The 18100-nt window shown below is 31.1% G+C and carries 15 protein-coding genes; 12 read left to right on the plus strand and 3 right to left on the minus strand.

Annotation, left to right across the window (positions count from 1 at the left end; translation table 4 throughout):
* The first annotated feature begins 9 nt into the window (after window positions 1-9).
* Together leuS and pip are read left to right on the plus strand one after the other, a co-directional pair.
* Window positions 10-2442, plus strand: coding sequence for a leucine--tRNA ligase (gene leuS / locus OF365_RS01480; RefSeq protein ID WP_263817839.1), 2433 nt, complete (start codon window positions 10-12; stop codon window positions 2440-2442).
* A gap of 1 nt (window position 2443) precedes the next feature.
* The gene (gene pip / locus OF365_RS01485) at window positions 2444-3388 is read left to right on the plus strand and encodes a prolyl aminopeptidase (RefSeq protein WP_263817840.1); all 945 of its coding nucleotides are present in this window, start codon (window positions 2444-2446) and stop codon (window positions 3386-3388) included.
* A gap of 42 nt (window positions 3389-3430) precedes the next feature.
* Here pip and OF365_RS01490 read toward each other — a convergent pair whose 3' ends face one another.
* Window positions 3431-4072 (minus strand): hypothetical protein, encoded by a 642-nt coding sequence (locus OF365_RS01490; RefSeq protein WP_263817841.1) that lies wholly within the window; start codon window positions 4070-4072, stop codon window positions 3431-3433.
* Between the two features lie 90 nt (window positions 4073-4162).
* Window positions 4163-4825, minus strand: coding sequence for a LemA family protein (locus OF365_RS01495; protein WP_263817842.1), 663 nt, complete (start codon window positions 4823-4825; stop codon window positions 4163-4165).
* 79 nt (window positions 4826-4904) lie between these two features.
* On the opposite strand from OF365_RS01495, the gene OF365_RS01500 reads away from it, so the two are divergent.
* The 10 genes from OF365_RS01500 to OF365_RS01545 all read left to right on the plus strand — a co-directional run bounded on the left by OF365_RS01500 (window position 4905) and on the right by OF365_RS01545 (window position 16942).
* Window positions 4905-5273 carry a hypothetical protein gene (locus OF365_RS01500; protein WP_263817843.1) on the plus strand — a complete coding sequence of 123 codons (369 nt, stop codon included), beginning with the start codon at window positions 4905-4907 and terminating at the stop codon, window positions 5271-5273.
* 3 nt (window positions 5274-5276) lie between these two features.
* On the plus strand, window positions 5277-6053 hold the full coding sequence (locus OF365_RS01505; RefSeq protein ID WP_263817844.1) for a TrmH family RNA methyltransferase: 777 nt from the start codon (window positions 5277-5279) through the stop codon (window positions 6051-6053).
* Window positions 6046-6969, plus strand: coding sequence for a DNA polymerase III subunit delta (holA, locus tag OF365_RS01510; RefSeq protein WP_263817845.1), 924 nt, complete (start codon window positions 6046-6048; stop codon window positions 6967-6969). Before OF365_RS01505 ends, holA begins: the two co-directional genes overlap by 8 nt.
* On the plus strand, window positions 6970-8379 hold the full coding sequence (locus OF365_RS01515) for a hypothetical protein (RefSeq protein ID WP_263817846.1): 1410 nt from the start codon (window positions 6970-6972) through the stop codon (window positions 8377-8379). It abuts the gene before it with no gap.
* A 10-nt stretch (window positions 8380-8389) separates the two neighbouring features.
* Complete coding sequence (locus OF365_RS01520; protein ID WP_263817847.1) at window positions 8390-9376, plus strand: ECF transporter S component; 987 nt, start codon at window positions 8390-8392, stop codon at window positions 9374-9376.
* Window positions 9377-9494: 118 nt separating this feature from the next.
* On the plus strand, window positions 9495-10883 hold the full coding sequence (nusA, locus tag OF365_RS01525) for a transcription termination factor NusA (protein ID WP_263817848.1): 1389 nt from the start codon (window positions 9495-9497) through the stop codon (window positions 10881-10883).
* A 6-nt stretch (window positions 10884-10889) separates the two neighbouring features.
* On the plus strand, window positions 10890-11156 hold the full coding sequence (locus tag OF365_RS01530) for a YlxR family protein (RefSeq protein WP_263817849.1): 267 nt from the start codon (window positions 10890-10892) through the stop codon (window positions 11154-11156).
* A 27-nt stretch (window positions 11157-11183) separates the two neighbouring features.
* Window positions 11184-13028 carry a translation initiation factor IF-2 gene (gene infB / locus OF365_RS01535; protein ID WP_263817850.1) on the plus strand — a complete coding sequence of 615 codons (1845 nt, stop codon included), beginning with the start codon at window positions 11184-11186 and terminating at the stop codon, window positions 13026-13028.
* A gap of 2 nt (window positions 13029-13030) precedes the next feature.
* Complete coding sequence (gene rbfA, locus OF365_RS01540) at window positions 13031-13366, plus strand: 30S ribosome-binding factor RbfA (RefSeq protein ID WP_263817851.1); 336 nt, start codon at window positions 13031-13033, stop codon at window positions 13364-13366.
* Between the two features lie 231 nt (window positions 13367-13597).
* Window positions 13598-16942, plus strand: coding sequence for a DEAD/DEAH box helicase family protein (locus OF365_RS01545; protein ID WP_263817852.1), 3345 nt, complete (start codon window positions 13598-13600; stop codon window positions 16940-16942).
* A gap of 30 nt (window positions 16943-16972) precedes the next feature.
* Here OF365_RS01545 and OF365_RS01550 read toward each other — a convergent pair whose 3' ends face one another.
* A complete protein-coding gene (locus tag OF365_RS01550) occupies window positions 16973-17896 on the minus strand; it encodes a site-specific integrase (RefSeq protein ID WP_263817853.1) in 924 nt (307 codons plus the stop codon).
* Between the last annotated feature and the right edge of the window lie 204 nt (window positions 17897-18100).

Below are 18100 nucleotides of genomic sequence, written 5' to 3' on the forward strand. Positions count from 1 at the left end.
GATACGCTTATGTACAATCATAATAAAATAGAAAAAAAATGACAAAAATATTGGTTAGAAAATAAAACCTTTCGTTTTGTTGACAATCCTCAAAACCAAAAATGCTATGTGTTAGATATGTTTCCATATCCTAGTGGAAAAGGGTTGCATGTTGGTCACCCTAAAGGTTATACTGCCACGGATGTGGTTTCGCGTTTTAAACGTCTTAACGGATTCGATGTCTTACACCCCATTGGTTGAGATGCCTTTGGCTTACCAGCTGAACAATATGCTTTAGAAACAAATAATCATCCGCGTGATTTTACAACCCATAACATTGATGTTTTTCGCAAACAATTACAAATGTTAGGTTTTGATTATGATTATGATAAAGAAGTCAACACCACCGATCCACAATTTTACATGTGAACCCAGTGAATCTTTATTCAATTATACAAGCATGATTTAGCTGAGATTAAGGACATTGATGTTAATTGATGCCCCCAATTGGGTACTGTTTTAAGTAACGAGGAAATTGTTTATGATGAACACAATCAACCTGTTAGTGAACGAGGGAAATACCCTGTTTTTAAAAAACCAATGAAACAGTGAGTCTTAAAAATTAGTGCTTATGCAGAACGTTTATTAGAAAATTTAAAAGACTTAGATTTTTCCTCATCACTTAAAGCTTTGCAAACTAATTGAATTGGACGCTCTGAAGGTTATAGTGTCAATTTTCATCTAGCTGAGTCAAGTACAGTGTTAACCGTTTTTACTACGCGTATAGATACTATTTATGGCGCTAGTTTTGTTGCTATGGCATATGATCATGCGCAAGTAGCTACTTTACCAATCCCTCAAACACACCAAAAAGCTGTTGAAGTTTTTTTAAACCAAGTGAAAAATACATCCGATCGACAACGTTTAGCTAATCAAGAAAAAAACGGCGTCTTTACAGGTCTTTATGTAATTAACCCTATTAATCATGAAAAAGTTCCACTATTTTTAGTTGATTATGTCTTAAGCAGTTTTGCAACAGGTATTGTTATGGGTGTACCTGCTCATGATGAACGCGACTTCTTATTTGCTAAAAAATACGATTTGCCAATTATTCCTGTCATCCAAACAACTCATGAATTGCCATACGTTTACGATGGAATACACATTAATTCACCCTTAATCAATGGTTTGCATAAAAATGAAGCCATTAACGTTTTAGGCTCATACCTGCAAACCCACCGATTAGGTGAAAATCAAACCTTTTATAAACTACGTGATTGAGTTTTTTCGCGCCAACGATATTGAGGTGAACCGTTCCCTGTTTTATTTGATCCGGAAGGAAAAATTAAATTACTAGAAGACTTACCTGTTTTATTGCCTGATTTAGATAACTTCCACCCAAGTGGTGATGGTCAAAGTCCATTGGCTAATAATCATGAATGATTATTTGTTGAAATTGATGGTGTTAAATACCGCCGTGAAACCAACACCATGCCCCAATGAGCTGGTTCATCATGGTATTATTTAGCATACATTTTAAAGAATCCGGACGGAACATATTTACCATTAAATTCAACTGCAGCTTATGAACGTTTTGCCAAATGATTACCTGTTGATCTTTATATTGGTGGTCAAGAACACGCGGTTTTACATTTACTTTATGCTCGTTTTTGACACGCTTTTTTATATGATATTAAAATAGTACCAAGTAAAGAACCGTTTCAAAAAGTAATTAACCAAGGAATGATTTTAGGTCCTAATGGCGAAAAAATGTCTAAATCTAAAGGTAATGTCATTAACCCTGACGAAATTATTGCTTCACACGGAGCTGATACATTACGTTTATATGAAATGTTTATGGGTCCATTAACAGCTTCTTTACCTTGAAGCCATGAGGGTTTAGATGGTATGCGCAAATGATTAGATCGTGTTTATCGTTTATACACTAATGCTAATATGTTAACTGTTATTACTAACTTAGACCAATTAGCTGAGGAAGTTGTTTTTAGTTATCATAAAATGGTTAAACAGGTAACTAACGCTTTAAATGAATTTAGTTTCAATATTGCCATTAGTGAAATGATGGTTTTTGTCAATGTATTATATAAACATAAGCAAATTAATTTTGAATTATTGGATAACTTTTTAATTATGCTCTCTTGTTTTACTCCTCACCTAGCCCAAGAATTATATAGTTACAACCACCCTGATCAGTCTATTGCACACCAAAAATGACCGACATATAATCCTAATAAACTAATCCAATCGCACATTAGTTTACCAATTCAATTTAATGGCAAATTAAAACAAACTTTAAAAGTTGCAAAAGATTTATCATTAAATGATTTGCAAGCTATTATTCAAGCTGATCCAATTATGAAACAACATTTAGACCAAGTCGAAGTTATCAAAGTAATCCATGTACCTAATAAAATCGTTAACTTTGTGGTGAAAGTAAAATAAAATGAGTTATCAAAAATATTTATATCCAAAAACAGAACCTTTTTTCACCGGTTATTTAAATACTCCCGATAATCACGAAATATATTACGAATTATCAGGAAACAAACAGGGAATACCTATTGTTTTTATCCATGGTGGCCCGGGTGGTGGGACCCCCAAAAATGCACACCGTTTTTTTGATCCACAAAAATATTTTGTCATTACCTTTGATCAACGAGGGTGTGGACGTTCGCGTCCGTTGCACGGTTTAAAAAATAACACGACAATGCATTTAGTTAATGATATGGTGTTATTAAAACAAACTTTAAACATTGATCACTGAATTTTATTTGGAGGTTCTTGAGGTACAACATTAGCTCTAGTTTATGCCATTCACCATCCTCGTGATGTTTTAAGCATTGTATTACGTGGTGTTTTCTTAGCACGAGCTTCTTCAGTGGAATGATTATACCAAAATGGAGCAAGTTATATGCGCCCGAATGAGTATGCTGAATTTGTGGCTAATTTTAATGATCTTGAACGATCTAATGTCATTAAAACATACTATCAATTACTAAATCATAAAGACCCGCAGATCGCCTTAAAAGCGGCTTATCAATGAAACGATTGAGAAACATCCTTAGTTTCTGTTAATAAATTAAAAATTAGCCAGCGCAACGATGATGAAGAATTAGCTATAGCTAAACTAGAAAATTATTATTTCTATCATCAAAGTTTTCTAGAAGAAAATTTCATTTTAAACAACTGTGAAGTTATCAAAGATATCCCCACATACATTGTTCATGGTTTATATGATTTAGACTGTCGACCCATTGATGCTTATGATTTACACCAAAAACTAAATAATAGCCAGTTGTTTCTTGTGCCCAAAGCAGGACACACAACTCGGGACACTAATTTAATGAAAGCAGTCATGCATGTCTTGAATGATTTGATAAAAAAATAAAAACACCATGTTCTGGTGTTTTTTTATTAGCTGTTAAATTAACTAATGAGATTTGTTTTCGTTTTCCTGACTACTTGATGAATCATCAACTACTTGGGGTGCAAAATCTTGTTTACTTATTTCATTGCTTGTTTCAGTTTGTTCATTTGATCCTTTTTTACTACTTATTAACAACTCATAACCTAAAATATTTTCGATGTGATTCAATTGGTTTTCTTCCTTATTGTTTAAAATTTTTAATAAATTAGTACTTGCACAAATAGGAAAAAAGAATAGCAAGACAATATAAACTGAAACATATTCTCTGAATGATTTTTTAGGTTGTTCGTGGTTAAAAAAGTTTTGCAAGCTATTTTGTAATTGTGCGAAATTTCGTAATATAGCCATAATGTTAATTAAGTTGAAAATTAGAAAACCTACATATACAAAAAGTAAAGCAAAAGCGAAAAATCCAAATCCAGCTAACGCTTTATACGGTGCGGATGGAACAATACTATGGCTATTAGCAAATAAAGCAATAAAAATAACAAAGTTAAAAAATAAAACTGTACAAATAATGGAAGTTTTCTGAATCATTTGTAATCGCTTTTTTGTATTTATTAATTGATCTACGTATTTAGTGGCTATCTCTTTTTGATCTCTATAATTACTTGCTTGTAATGTTAATTCGCTTGTGTAATTCATTAAATTACTCCTAATAATAAAAAATATTTTAATATATTATAAACAAAAAAGCCTTACTGAATGTAAAGCTTTTTTTGTTTTTGTATTTTATTAAAAGTCAGATAGAGAGCTCATGCTTACGTCTTGGCGTTCTTTTTGCGCCGCAGCATAAACTGGCATTGATTTTAATTTCATTTTTTCAGCAATAATTACTGGCATGAACGTCATAATTTTTGCATTTCAATTAGTAGCTAATGCGTTATACATACGTCGCGCTGAAGAAATTTCATTTTCTAATCATGTTGAAGTAGACATTAATTCCATCACTATTGTTGAAGATTTTAAATCTGGATATCGTTCGAACGCAACATTTACAACTTTTTGTACTTGTGAAATCACTTGTTCATCTTTTTGGATATCGTTCGTTAATTTTAAACCACGATTAGATGTAACATCATCTAAAACTGTTTTTTCAAATTTATAGTGTGATCGAACTTGTTCTACTAATTTATTTAGTGTATCAAATCGTTTAGCTTGATTAATTTGGATTTGTGAAGAAGCTTCGTTGACATCGTTTTGTTCAGCAACAAAACTATTTTTTGTTCGGACTACTCAAACAATCATTGGAATGCACAATACAATAATTGAAGCTATTCAGAAAATAACATATAATGTTTTTTGTCCCGCTGAGGCTTTAGCTGCAAAAGGTTTATTTGCAACATTTGGGTGCAATCCTTCTGGACTTTGTTCCTCTCATAAATTTAAGTTTGACATTTTTACCTCGTATTAAATTCAATATATTAATATATTATAATATAATAGTAAAACATCAACATGTTAAATAGGAGGATTTATGAGTAAAAAAATCATTATCGAACTTACAGATGAAGAATTTGACAAATTACAAGCTTTTAAAAATAAAATTGATGCAGCCAATCTATTGGATGTATCAGGATTTTCAAAGGAAATGTTATTAGATTTAGTCAAAAATTCATACGACTTTTTAGAACCAGGATCTAATGACTTCTTAGATCAATTTGCTAAGCAAATGAAAATGGCAACCGAACAAATGAAAAATGCAGGTAACATGGATATTGCTAAATTCTTTACTGATATCATGCAAAATACAAAAGATATGCCAACACCATCGACACCAACCAGCGCATCAACAAAAGAAGAATTGCCTACTAAACAAAAACCGACACGTGTAAGAAAAGCATAATATATGCAACTAATTACATCGATTAAAAACCCTTTAATTGTCCACACAATTAAATTAGTGCAAGATAAAAAATACCGGGATGAACACCAAGCTTTTGTAATTGAAAACACTAAATTATTAGATGAAGCTATTGCTAATAATGCCGAGATTACTCATTTGTTTATAAATGAAAATTATTACCAAAAAAAATATGAACAAGTTTTCCCATACACTTTAATCAAAGAAATGGAAATCATCAAAATAAATGATGCTGTTTCCAAAAAAATTAGTAGCAATGTGCAAACAGGTGTCTTGTTTGCTATTGTCAAAATTTTACCAAAGCAATTGCAGAAATCTGTTTCATGTTTATTGTTAGATCACATTCAGGATCCGGGTAATTTAGGAACTATTTTGCGTTCAGCTGTAGCTTTTAATGTTCCAAATATCATTATGTACAACTGTGCTGATTTATATAATCCCAAAACCATTAAAGCTAGTATGGGAGCTATTTTTAAAATTAATGCGGTGTGTTTAGATAATCAAACTAGTGTTATAAATTTTTTACAAAACACAAAATTAACTAAGATTGCTTCTGCTTTATTGCCTCAAGCAATTCCTTTACGCACCATTAATAAACCTTCTGCATATTGTTTATTAGTCGGAAACGAAGGACACGGATTAAATCCAATCTTTATCGATTATGCTGACATTGTGGCTAAAATCAATTTACATAACACAGAGTCGCTCAATGTTACAACTGCTACCAGCATTTTTTTATATTCCTTAAATAACAATGAATAATAAATTTTTTTTAATCACAAATACCTCTAGTTTTGTACAAAAATGATTGCAAACAAACAATATATCTAACGTTCAGAAAATTACCCAAGAGCAATTAGATAAAACGCTTGATGAAGCTAGTCAAGAATTCCTTTTCGGATCAAAGCAAACAATTTTAGTTAAGGATACCACTTTTTTTAAAACTATTAGTGAGTTTAAGACATTCCAAAAACTATTATCCCACCCTGAATTTGAACATGTTATGATAGTTTTTATTATTGATTTTAAAAACCTTAGTCGTTCGGCTGAAATTAATAATTTCCTAAAAGAAGTTAATAGTTTTTTTGATGTGCAATGAAATGAAAAAGTTGCACGTGAATATATTATGCAATTGTGCCAAGAACACGAATTAGAGATGGATAAATATGTCATGAACGATTTAATTAGCAATACCCAATGTAACCGTTTGTTAATAGAGCAAGAAATGAACAAACTAATTTGCGCCCAAGTTAAAAATATTGATGCACATACACTTTCAACATACACAGCTGTATACGAAGATAGCAATATCTTCCAATTGATTAATTTTTTATTTGATAAAGATTATTTACGTTGTTTTTCTTTGCTACAAAAACTAAAATACAATAATTTTGATGAAAATGTTATTATCACCACTATGATAAGTATTTTTGTTAATTACCTAGCTTTTAAAAAATTAATGCTTCAGAATAAAAATCTAGGGTTAGTTGCCCAAATTTTGCAATTATCTGATTTTCAGGCGCGTAAATACCATCAATATACCCAAAAAATAGGTTATCAACACCTTTATATGCAAATAAAAAAGCTAATTATTTTAGATAATGATATAAAATCAAGTAAAATTAATAAGATTCTAGGTCTTTATAATTGAATCTATAATTTTTGAAAGGAGTTTTAAATGATCGATAATCAACAAAGTATCGTCTCACTACGACATAAAACTAATACTTATTTGAATATTGTCTTTTTAAACCAGAAATTAAATCATGCAGTGGCTACTGATGATCATTTTGCTAATATTGTGCAAAAAACAATTGGTTTATTAAAAAGTTTAGAAGCACAATCGACAGAGACACCACCACTAGCTCATAGCATGGAATTTGCTAAAGCATACCAAGCCTACCATCCGCAGACAAAAAACTTTACATATGAATTAACGGATGAAGATGATTGTGAAGACTTATTATCTTCATTGCAACACTATGTCAAAAATAGTTATGAACTTGATTTAAATACATTTTATGATCAATTTTATGGCGTTAGTTTTGTATATAACCAAGAACAGTCATATGGTTATGAAACAACTTCAGTAGATCCAACGAACCAACCTGCGGCACATATTAGCAATGATCAAGTAATTGATTTACCTGATGATGAGCAAAAAGATGATTCTGAAGATAATGAGGAAGATCCTGTTAAAACAGATGGTCAGTCTGATAATCCTAATGATAAATTCGAGGAAGAGTTTAAACACCAATATTTAGATCAAGCTGCTTTGATGGTTTGAAACCAACAAGTACTTGATAATAAGATTTATATCTTCAAAACTAAACCCAAAATTATCCCTATTTTAAAATCATTAATTTTTGCTTTTTTACTTTTATTATTTGTTGTATCCATTGTAACATACGCTACTTATACCATTGTTACACATAGTGATATCCTTTATGGTCAAATTGTACGAACTGAAAAAGCGAACGGTGTAGAAACAGTTATTTCGAAAGCCATTCGTTTAAGTGATATGACACCTAAATCTATCCCTGTTCAATTAATTGCCTCGGGTATTATTGCTATTTTTATGGGTGTTTCTATTTTCAAGAAAAAAATAAACGAAAATAACAAATATGCCTTCAAGTTTGGTTTCTTTGGTTTCTTTATTGTCGCTATCTTTATTATAGCTATCGTTGAAATGTTTAACAAAAGCGCCATTAATTTCCACAATGGCAATATTGTAACTGAATTCAACCGTGTCTTAAACTTCTCTTATGGTGTTTATGATAAAGCCACTTCATACACAGATCCATTGCATAACATTCAATTAAGCTCAATTGATAATTTCCAAACACCTTTCAATCAATTAAAAGAAATTTGGGTTGTAAGCTTTGTTTTCAAAATGTTCGAATTTAGTTGCATTTTCGCTTTATTAGTTGTGATTATTATCGCGATGATTTTCCGTCCAAAATATGATCATGAACGTAATGCTTTAATTATTCAACAAATCCGAGAAGATATTTTAAATAATAAAATTAATCCTAATCAATATATGCGTCGATCACAATCAATGTTTACAAGATTGTTTGATCTTTAGAAAGGATCTAATGTTTCGTTTTAATGCATCACAATTGATAAAAAATAAACATCAAATAAAACTAAAAAGTAAATTTTTAGTTTTTTTATTCCCTTTTTATCCTTTTAAATTATTCGCGACTATCAATTTGATGACTTTTTATGCTTTATTATTTGGCTTGCGTTTAGGTTTAAGTTTTTTAAATATTAAAATTACCGGAGTGCATACAACTATTTCTTTTGCCTGATTACCTTTAATGGTTATGGGTTGGTATTTTGGACCAGTAATCGGTTTTTTATCAGGTATTTTAACTGATACAGTTAGTTGATTATTGCATCCAGGTGTTTGATTTTGATTATATGCCATACAGGAGCCAATATTAGGGTTCATCGCGGGTTTTTTAGGTAGTTTAGCACAATTACGAAAACATACTAAAAAACCGCTTATAGATTTGATTATTTCACAAATTTTTTATTTCGTTTTTATCATCTTTACTTTTCTTTTGGTTATTCAATTAGTAAATCTAAATTCACCTGTTTTTCGTTTATTAAACAAAAAGAAGAGTCAGTTTAGCATTGATGATGATTTTATTAGCACTTTTAAATATCTTGCTTTAGCTTTTTTATCTGGTTTTTTTGTTTGCACTGAGACTTTTATTCTTGTCTATTATTTTAAAAACCGTAAAAAAGATAAGAAACACTTAATTTATTTTTTATACGCCAGCATGATCGCTTTGACTTCAACTCTTTTATTTTCTTTTGCTTTAGGCCCCATTAGTAGTGTGATGTACCTTGAGTATATCGGTAAAAAGGCTACACTTTATTTAAAATATGGTGCGAATTATTACCTTCTACCGCGTATTATTAAAGAATCTATTAAAACCCCGATTTATATTATTCTTTTATCAACAGTTATTCAAAGTTTTGATTTTGTTATAACTAATATAAAAAATATCGCACGTAATAAATGACATAAAACTTCTTTATGATTTTTAAAAAGAACAATTAAGCATCGCTAATTTGCTTTTAATGGCCAAATATGATAAAATAATATTAGTAAGATTTGTATTTTAAGAAAAACAACGACGACCCTTTAGGTTGTCGTTTCTTTATTCTTATTACGAAAGGAAATGAAAAATGACTAAACAAGAATCAGGTCTATTAAAACGAATGAAGGAAATTGCAATTGAAAAAGATATTTCGATCGCTGATATTCATAATATTTTATTAGATGCTTTTTTAAAAACATATAAACGTTCACGCCCCGATGAAGATGTTACTTTTGAAATTGATTTAGAAAATGGTAATATTGTCGTTTCAGAAAAATATAAAGTTGTTAGTGATGATTTATATGATAGCGATGAATTTGACGATACTGTTCAAATGTTGCACAAGGAAGCTTTAAAGTATGACCCGAAAATCCAAGTAAACGATACTTTAATCATCCATCCTTCTGTGCAGGACATTTTTACCCCATATGAAGTAGCTCAGATTCTACAATTGCTAAAACAAAGAACAACTGAATTACACAATAAAAAAGTGTCACAATACTGAGAACCAATGATTAATACTGTGGTTTACGCCAAAGTTGTCGAAATCAGTCAACACAATGAACACATTAATGGCTATCATGTGCAATTAGAAGATAAGTGAAATACTAAGGGTTATTTATCAAGCCGTGAAATTGTCCGTGGCGAAACATTCACTATTGGTAACTCATATTATTTTGCTATTAAAGAAGTCAAAGAACAAAGTAAGTTATGACCTGTGTTATTATCGCGTAAGGAACCCGCTTTAATTAAAGCTATTATTACTAACGAGGCTGTTGATGTTGCTAATGGAACAATAGAAATTAACGCGATTGCTCGTGATGCTGGTTTTAAAACTAAAATTGCTGTTTCATCAAATAACCCCCATGTTGATCCTGTTGGTTCAATCATCGGTCAAGATGCGAATATTTTAAAAACAATTCAGCACCAAATTGGTGAAGAACGCTTAGATGTTGTTAAATATTCTAGTGATAAAGAAACGTTCATTGCTAATGCTATTGGTATTAATAATATTTTAGGGATGATTGTTAAAAATGAACCAAATGAAGACCCTCATGCGCCTTATAAGATTAAACAATTAGTAACTGTGATTGTAACTGATGAATCGTTCCCGAAAATTATTGGACGTCAAGGAAAAAATATTCGTTTAATTTCCAAATTAGTGCAGGCAAACATTGACATCAAATCAATTAGTGATGCACATGAACAAAACCTAGTATATGAGTCGTTTAACAAAGATGTTTTACACCAAAAACAAATGCATTTAATTAATCAAAAAAACCAATCAAATGATGAAGTTTTAGCTATGTTACATGCTGAAGTTAATGACACAGAACCAACAGAACAAGTTATTGCAGTTAATCAAGACCACAACAAAGAAACGGTTGTGACTAACGACAAAACGCAAGATCACGTCGATTCAAATGATGAGGATGACGAAAATTGAGTAGCAGAAGGTTTTGAAGATTTAATTTAACAACTAATGGCGAAATTTTTAAATACAAGCTTACGAACTTGCATTATTACACGTCAAAAACATCATCCTTCGCAAATGGTCCGTTTTAGCGTTGATGCGCAAAAAAACCTACATTTCAATGATTTGCTTCATCGGGGACATTATTTATATATCACCCAGGAGTCAAATTTACAAAAAGTTATGCGGATTTTAATTCAGCGTTATAATTGTAATAACATGGATGAAGTATTGCGTTTTTTAACAAGTTATCAAAAAAACTTGCAAACAAAATAATTTTTTTACACATAAAGGAGCGAGCATATGGCAAAGAAAAATAACAAACAAATGAAAGATAAACGTCAAAGTATTGATATCAAAAAACAAATCAAACACGTTGATGTCGGAGTATTTAATGGGACATTTGTCTTTACATCACCATTAACAATTCAGGAATTAGCTCCCAAAATAAATATTCCTACAAACGATATAATTTTGCATTACTTTAAAAAAGGGATTGTTTACAATTTAAATTCCCTACTAGATGAAACAGCTATTGGTGAATTATGTCTAGAATACGGTCTTGATTTTAAAATCGAAAAAAACATTTCTGTTGAAAATGTTTTAGATAATATTAACTTTGATGATGATGAAAAAGACTTGAAAAAGCGTCCACCTATTGTAACTATCATGGGACACGTTGATCATGGAAAAACAACGTTGCTAGATACAATTCGTAAAACTGCTGTAGTCAATAATGAAGCGGGTGGGATTACACAGCATATTGGTGCGTATCAGGTGAAAAAAAATAATCATTTAATCACTTTCATTGATACACCCGGACACGAGGCTTTTACAGAAATGCGAGCACGTGGAGCCAATTTAACCGATATAGTAGTTTTGGTTGTTGCAGCTGATGATGGGATTAAAATGCAAACCGAAGAAGCAATTGATCATGCCAAAGCTGCTGGTGTACCAATTATTGTTTTTGTAAATAAAATGGATAAGTATGCAGCTGATCCTGAAAAAGTAATTAGCCAATTATCAAGTAAAGATATTGTGGTTGAAGACTTTGGGGGCGATGTTGTTTGCATTAAAGGATCGGCTTTAAAAAACGAGGGTATCAATGAACTATTAGATGCAATTAATGTTTTAGCCGAAATTAACGAATACAAAGCTAACCCTAACCGACTAGCATATGGAACAGTTTTAGAGGCTAATTTAGATAAGGGTTTTGGGCCAGTTGCCACTTTATTAATCCAAAACGGAACTCTAACAAAAGGTGATTATTTAGTTGTTGGAGGGACATATGGAAAAATACGAAACATGTTTGATGAGCATAATCAAGAAGTCGAACAAGCATTACCCTCTAAACCGATTAAGATTTCAGGGTTAGACGAAGTGCCAACTGCTGGTGATAAATTCTTGGCGTTAAAAGATGAAAAGCAAGCACGTGAAGTCGCTTCATCTATTAAACAAAAAAGAATTCGCCTAGAACGAGCAGAGATGAACCAGGCAGCAAGCATTCGTGAAAAAATCCTGTCAGGAGAATTAAAAAATATTAATTTAATCGTGAAAGCAGACGTTCAAGGTTCTTTGGAAGCGATCAAGGGTGTTTTAGAAAAAATTGACATGCAGGGTGTGACTACTACTTTAATCCGTGCCGCAATAGGTGGAGTATCTGAATCAGACATTCGCCTAGCACAAACATCGCAGGCCCTAATCATTGGTTTTAATGTCCGACCCAACCGTGTAATTAAAGAAATAGCTGACGATGCACGTGTGGACATTTATAGCTACGAGATTATCTATAAATTTAAAGAAGACTTATTAAAATGAATGAAGGGTGAATTAGACCCCATTAAAGTTGAAGAAGTTTTAGGTGAAGCTAAGGTTCAACAAACATGAAAACATTCACAAATCGGAACGATTTGCGGTGTAATTGTTTTAAGTGGAAAAATTAAGCGAAATGCTTTAGTGCGTATTATTCGTGATGATATTGTGATTTATACAAGTAAAATTAATACCATGCAACATAAAAAAGACCAAGTTTCAGAAATGGGCGCAGGTAAAGAATGTGGTTTAACTATCTTAAATTTCAATGATGTCAAAGAAAATGATATTATTGAAGCGTATATTATTAATGAAAAAAGTGTCGACGAGGTTTAGTTATGTCAACAAAAATTTTAAAACAAGAAGCATTTTTAAAAGATATGATCAATGATATCTTAGCTACCAAAGTAACTAATGAACTTGCCAATAAAGCGCGGGTAACTTATGTCAAATTATCATCAGATTTATCTGTGGCGAAAATCTATATAGATGCACTCAGTCGTGAACATATTCAAAATGTCCTAGAAGAATTAAACCGGGTTAAAGGTTTCGTTCGTTCAGCCTTGGCAGCTGATTGAAAACATTTTAAATTACCTGAATTACTATTTTTTAAAGATGACACAATTGATTATGCGCAACATATTGAAGATTTGTTAAAACAAATTAACAAGTAATCTTATATCGCAAGACAAAACATACAGAAAGCATTTTTCAATGCTTCTGTATGTTTTTTTATCCTTTCAAAACCCGCAAGATTTCTGTATTTTTATAAAACCAACCTTATCAAATCTGTAACTATTTACAAGTAATAAAATTGTTTTTAATTAATTGATTGTTTGTTAAAAAAATATACTATCTTCTTGTGTTAAAATAATTCTAAAGAAATATAAAATAAGGGTATAAATATGGCACAAAAATTTTTTGAAACAGAGAAAGAATTTCAAGACGAAATAGTCACACAATTAACACGTTTTGGTAATTGAAAGGTTTTAGGGTCAAATTCTAACGATACTATTCCTTGTCAAATGAATAATGTTAATGAGCAACAAATTTATAATAATTGACGAAACATTCTTAATCAGATGAACAAAGATAAATTAGGTGAATATCCAATTACTGATGAAGAATTTTTTCAACTCAAAAACAAAGTTGATCAATATACGAAAACAATCTCTAAAGCCAATGAATCATTAAGGGAAGGTTTAATTATTATTAACCGAACCGAAGAGCGTAGCCAAGATTATCAAAAAGATGTTTATTTACGTTTTTTTCCACACGGCAAAGTTAACCCTGCAGATAATATTTACCAAATCGCTACAGAGGTAAGCATTGAACGCAAAAACAAAAAAAGATTAGATGTTGTTTTGTTGATTAATGGTATTCCTTTATTTCACATTGAACTTAAAAAATCAGCCAGTCTTTTTAATAAGGCTGCAGAGCAAATTCGCACTTATTTTAGTAATGGAATCTATGAAGGTCTTTTTGGTTTCATTCAAGTCCTTGTAGCCATGACACCTGATAAAATGGCTTACTGACCAAATGCTTCAAAATTAAGTAAATTGGAAAAAAATATGCAAAACCGAATGGTCTGGACTGACTTTGATAATATAGCGATTCATGACTGAAGCACTATTTGCAACCAGTTTTTAAGTATACCGGCTGCGCACAAATTAGTTCAGGATTACAGTATCGCAAATAACGAAGATGACGAATTACTTTTATTAAGAAGTTATCAATTTCATGGCGTAGAAGCGATTATGCAAAAATTTGATAAATCATCTCCTGAGGACATTTGATTAAACGGAGATAGTTCTCAAGCTATAAAAGGTGGTTATATTTGACACACCACAGGATCAGGAAAAACATTAACCAGTTTCAAAGTAGCCCGTCTTTTGTTAGATTATAATTACGCTTCTAAAGTTGTTTTTGTTGTTGATCGAATCACTTTAAACAACCAAACAGAAAGTGAATTTAATCGTTTCGAAAACCGAAGTAGTGATGGTGATAGTTGCGTATGCGTTCCCCGTACATCAGATGAGTTAGCTAATAAATTAATCCAAGCCGATATTAACAAACAAATTATCATCACTACAATTAATAAGCTAGGTGAAATGGTTAAAGATAAAGAAGAACAAGTTCGATTTGCAAAATTATCTAAAGAAAAGTTTGTCTTTATTTTCGATGAAGCACACCGTTCTGTAGCGGGTGATCGCTATGCCGCCATCATTAATTTTTTTAAAAATTCTGTTGTAATCGGATTTACAGGAACACCAATTTTTCAAAAAGACGCAAATAATTTTTTAACCACAAAAGATCTTTTTGGGGGAGAAAAACCGATTCATACATACACTATTGCCAACGGTATTGCAGATAAGAAAGTTTTAAAATTTTCGATCGATTATATTTGCTTAGATGAATATTTAACTTTTTGAATGTGGTATACAAAAAATAACATAAATCCTAACAATCACGAAATTATTCATTATTTCAAGACAAATAAAGCCCAAATCATCCGCGAGCTAAACACCACAAATAATCCAGATGAACAAACACAATGGCAAACGTTAAAAAATATGATTAACGATAAGCAATTAAATAAGACTAATTACTATGAATTAGAAAAATTAATTAAGGATTCTAAGGGCTTTAATAATACATTTTATAAAAACAGCGTCGCTCAATTTATCATGAACGATTGGTATACAAGAAGTTCACGACGCAATTTTAGCGGTCTTTTTGCCACTTCCAATATTAATGACGCGATTGATTATTTCCGCATTTTTCAAGAGATTATTGAAAACGATAGCACAGGTAAATTTAAAAACTTTAAAATTACAGCTATCTTTGATGATAGTATCTCTTCTGATGTTTATTATCTAGATGAATTCACTAAGTTCCAAGCTATTGCTGAAATCATTGACACATACAATAAAAACTTTAAAACTAATTGAAAATTTGATCAATACAAAAGAGAATTTAAGGATGATGTTACCAGTCGTCTAGGACATAAAGGCCAATATAATAAACTAAATGTTATTCGCGGATCTGTTCCTGAACTAGATGAACAGCGTATTGATTTAGTAATTGTTGTCTCACAATTATTAACCGGATATGACTCTAAGTATATTAATACGGTTTATTATGATAAGGAACAAGAAATGGATGGATTAATTCAATCTATTTCGCGTACGAATCGAATTCTGAATGATCCTAATTATGACGACAAATTATTTGGGAATGCAATCTTTTTTAAATCCCCTTGTGCTATGTACCGCAACATTAGAGACGCTTTTCAAACATATGCGCACGCTGATAAATTTGAAATAATTGAAATTGAGAGCTCCGAACAATTAGTTAATGACCAAATAACTACTTATGAACGCCTCCAAAGTGTGTTATCTGAAATCTCTACTGTTGGCGAAGATGGTTTCATCGAATTTAACATATATGAAAATGAAATTGAAAAGGCTTTTTTCGTTCATAAATTTAAATTATTCCTTAAACTATTTAACAAAATCCGTGAAAATGATAAAGCAATGAGAGTCAAAAATACCACAGTTGAGTTAGGAACTAAACATCCTGATAAAGTAGCAAAAATCAAAACCATTTCAGCTCTTATTCCTAGTTTATACAACGCTTTTTCTTGTTTAGATTTAAATCAAATTTTAGACCGTGAAATGAAATATTCTGATAAGCAGGATGAGCAACAAATCTATATCGAATTAGAAGATATTAGTTTCGTTGGTAGAAATGATTTCATTACTTCTGAATGGATTTCTCAATTCAACTCATTAGTTAAAAAAGGACTAGGGAATTTTCAACATCCCGTTTGAAACGAAATCAATACCATGGTTCGCAATGATTTTTCACGCCATGATATTCCCATTGTTAACGAGGTGCTTGAAGAGTACAAAAATAATGAGTCTACTGTAGTTAATCAGTTGCCTTATGATCGGATTATTGCTAAAAAACAAGAACAAGAAGAGAATAAGGTTGTTGAGTTAGCTAAAAACTATAATTTAGATGTGGAGGCAGTTAAGAAGTTATATTTACGCAAGGAAGATCCATCAGCTTTATTAGGTATCGAAACACTTTTTGATCTTTATACCATTCTACCTTCTACTATTGCCTATCTAGAAAAAGCAAGTAACCAAAAAGAACATAAGGGTCGTTGGTTACGTCGTCAAATCATTAATTCATTTAGTAAAGAATTAAAAATTTTACGTGATCATAAAAAAAACAGTAACTAAATGTCACTGCTGTGGGTTTTAACTTTATTATTAAAAAAGACTAGATATCGATCTCATTACAAGGTCGATATCTTTGTTTTCTAATTCATTAATTATATGTAAATAAACACGTTCAGTTGTATTCATACTTGCGTGTCCTAGTCTTTTGGCTACCGAAGCAATTGAAACTCCTGCGTACAATAAAATAGAAGCATGTGTATGTCTTAAACCGTGCACAGAGATCACGGGTATATTTGCTTTTTTACATCGTCGTTCTAAAATGTCATTAATAGTCGAATTAAAAATTCTTTTCCCTTTCACAAAGAATGGTTCATCCGGGGGTAAGTCCTTAATTAACATCGCGAATTGTGAAATGGTTAATCAATCTAATTGCACCTTTCTAATAGACGATCGATTTTTGGTCGGTGCAAACCCTGCTCCATCTTTGTAGTCTCAAGTTTTCGAAACATTAAGTATTTGTTTATTAAAATCAAAATCAGCCGGTGTTAAAGCTAATGCTTCTGAAAATCTTAATCCTGTCTTAGCTATTAATAAGATTAATCAGTCAAAATTTATTTGGTTTTTTAACTTTAAATTCTTAATAAGTAGCTGTAGTTCAAATTGACTCAGGAACTTAGGTTTTTTGTTTCTTGAAGGGATGCAACCTTTTATGACAACCTTTCTTGTAGGATCGTTTTCAATTAAACCCTCGTCAAACGCATCTAAAATGCAACTTTTCAAATGGTGATGAAAGTCCATGGTTGTTTGACGTTCGTGATATTCAGCGTATTCGTTAAGAATTGTTTGATAATTTATTCTATTCAAATCGCACAGTCGCATTTCTGGACAAATCTTAATAATTCAATCTAATGTACTTAAATATTTATTAAAACTAATTTTTCTTATTGAACCTTTTTTATAAATATGTATTCAATTTTGAAAATACTTATATAAAGATATATCATTTTTCTTCATAATTTCCTCTTTTCTAAACCCACGGAAATATTATACTTATGCGTTATAAAACTCAAAGTATATGTTTTATACAAACGCTTGAGAACAGAGAAGAGTAGGGGATTTAGTATCAACAATTCCGATTAGAATAAGAAATTATAGATTAGAAAGTATTGGTTATCCGATATATCAGCAAGGTGATTCTCCTATATATGGTTATAGTCT

The sequence above is a fragment of the Ureaplasma zalophigenitalium genome (genome assembly GCF_025780055.1).
Classification (GTDB): Bacteria; Bacillota_I; Bacilli_A; order Mycoplasmatales; family Mycoplasmoidaceae; genus Ureaplasma; species Ureaplasma zalophigenitalium.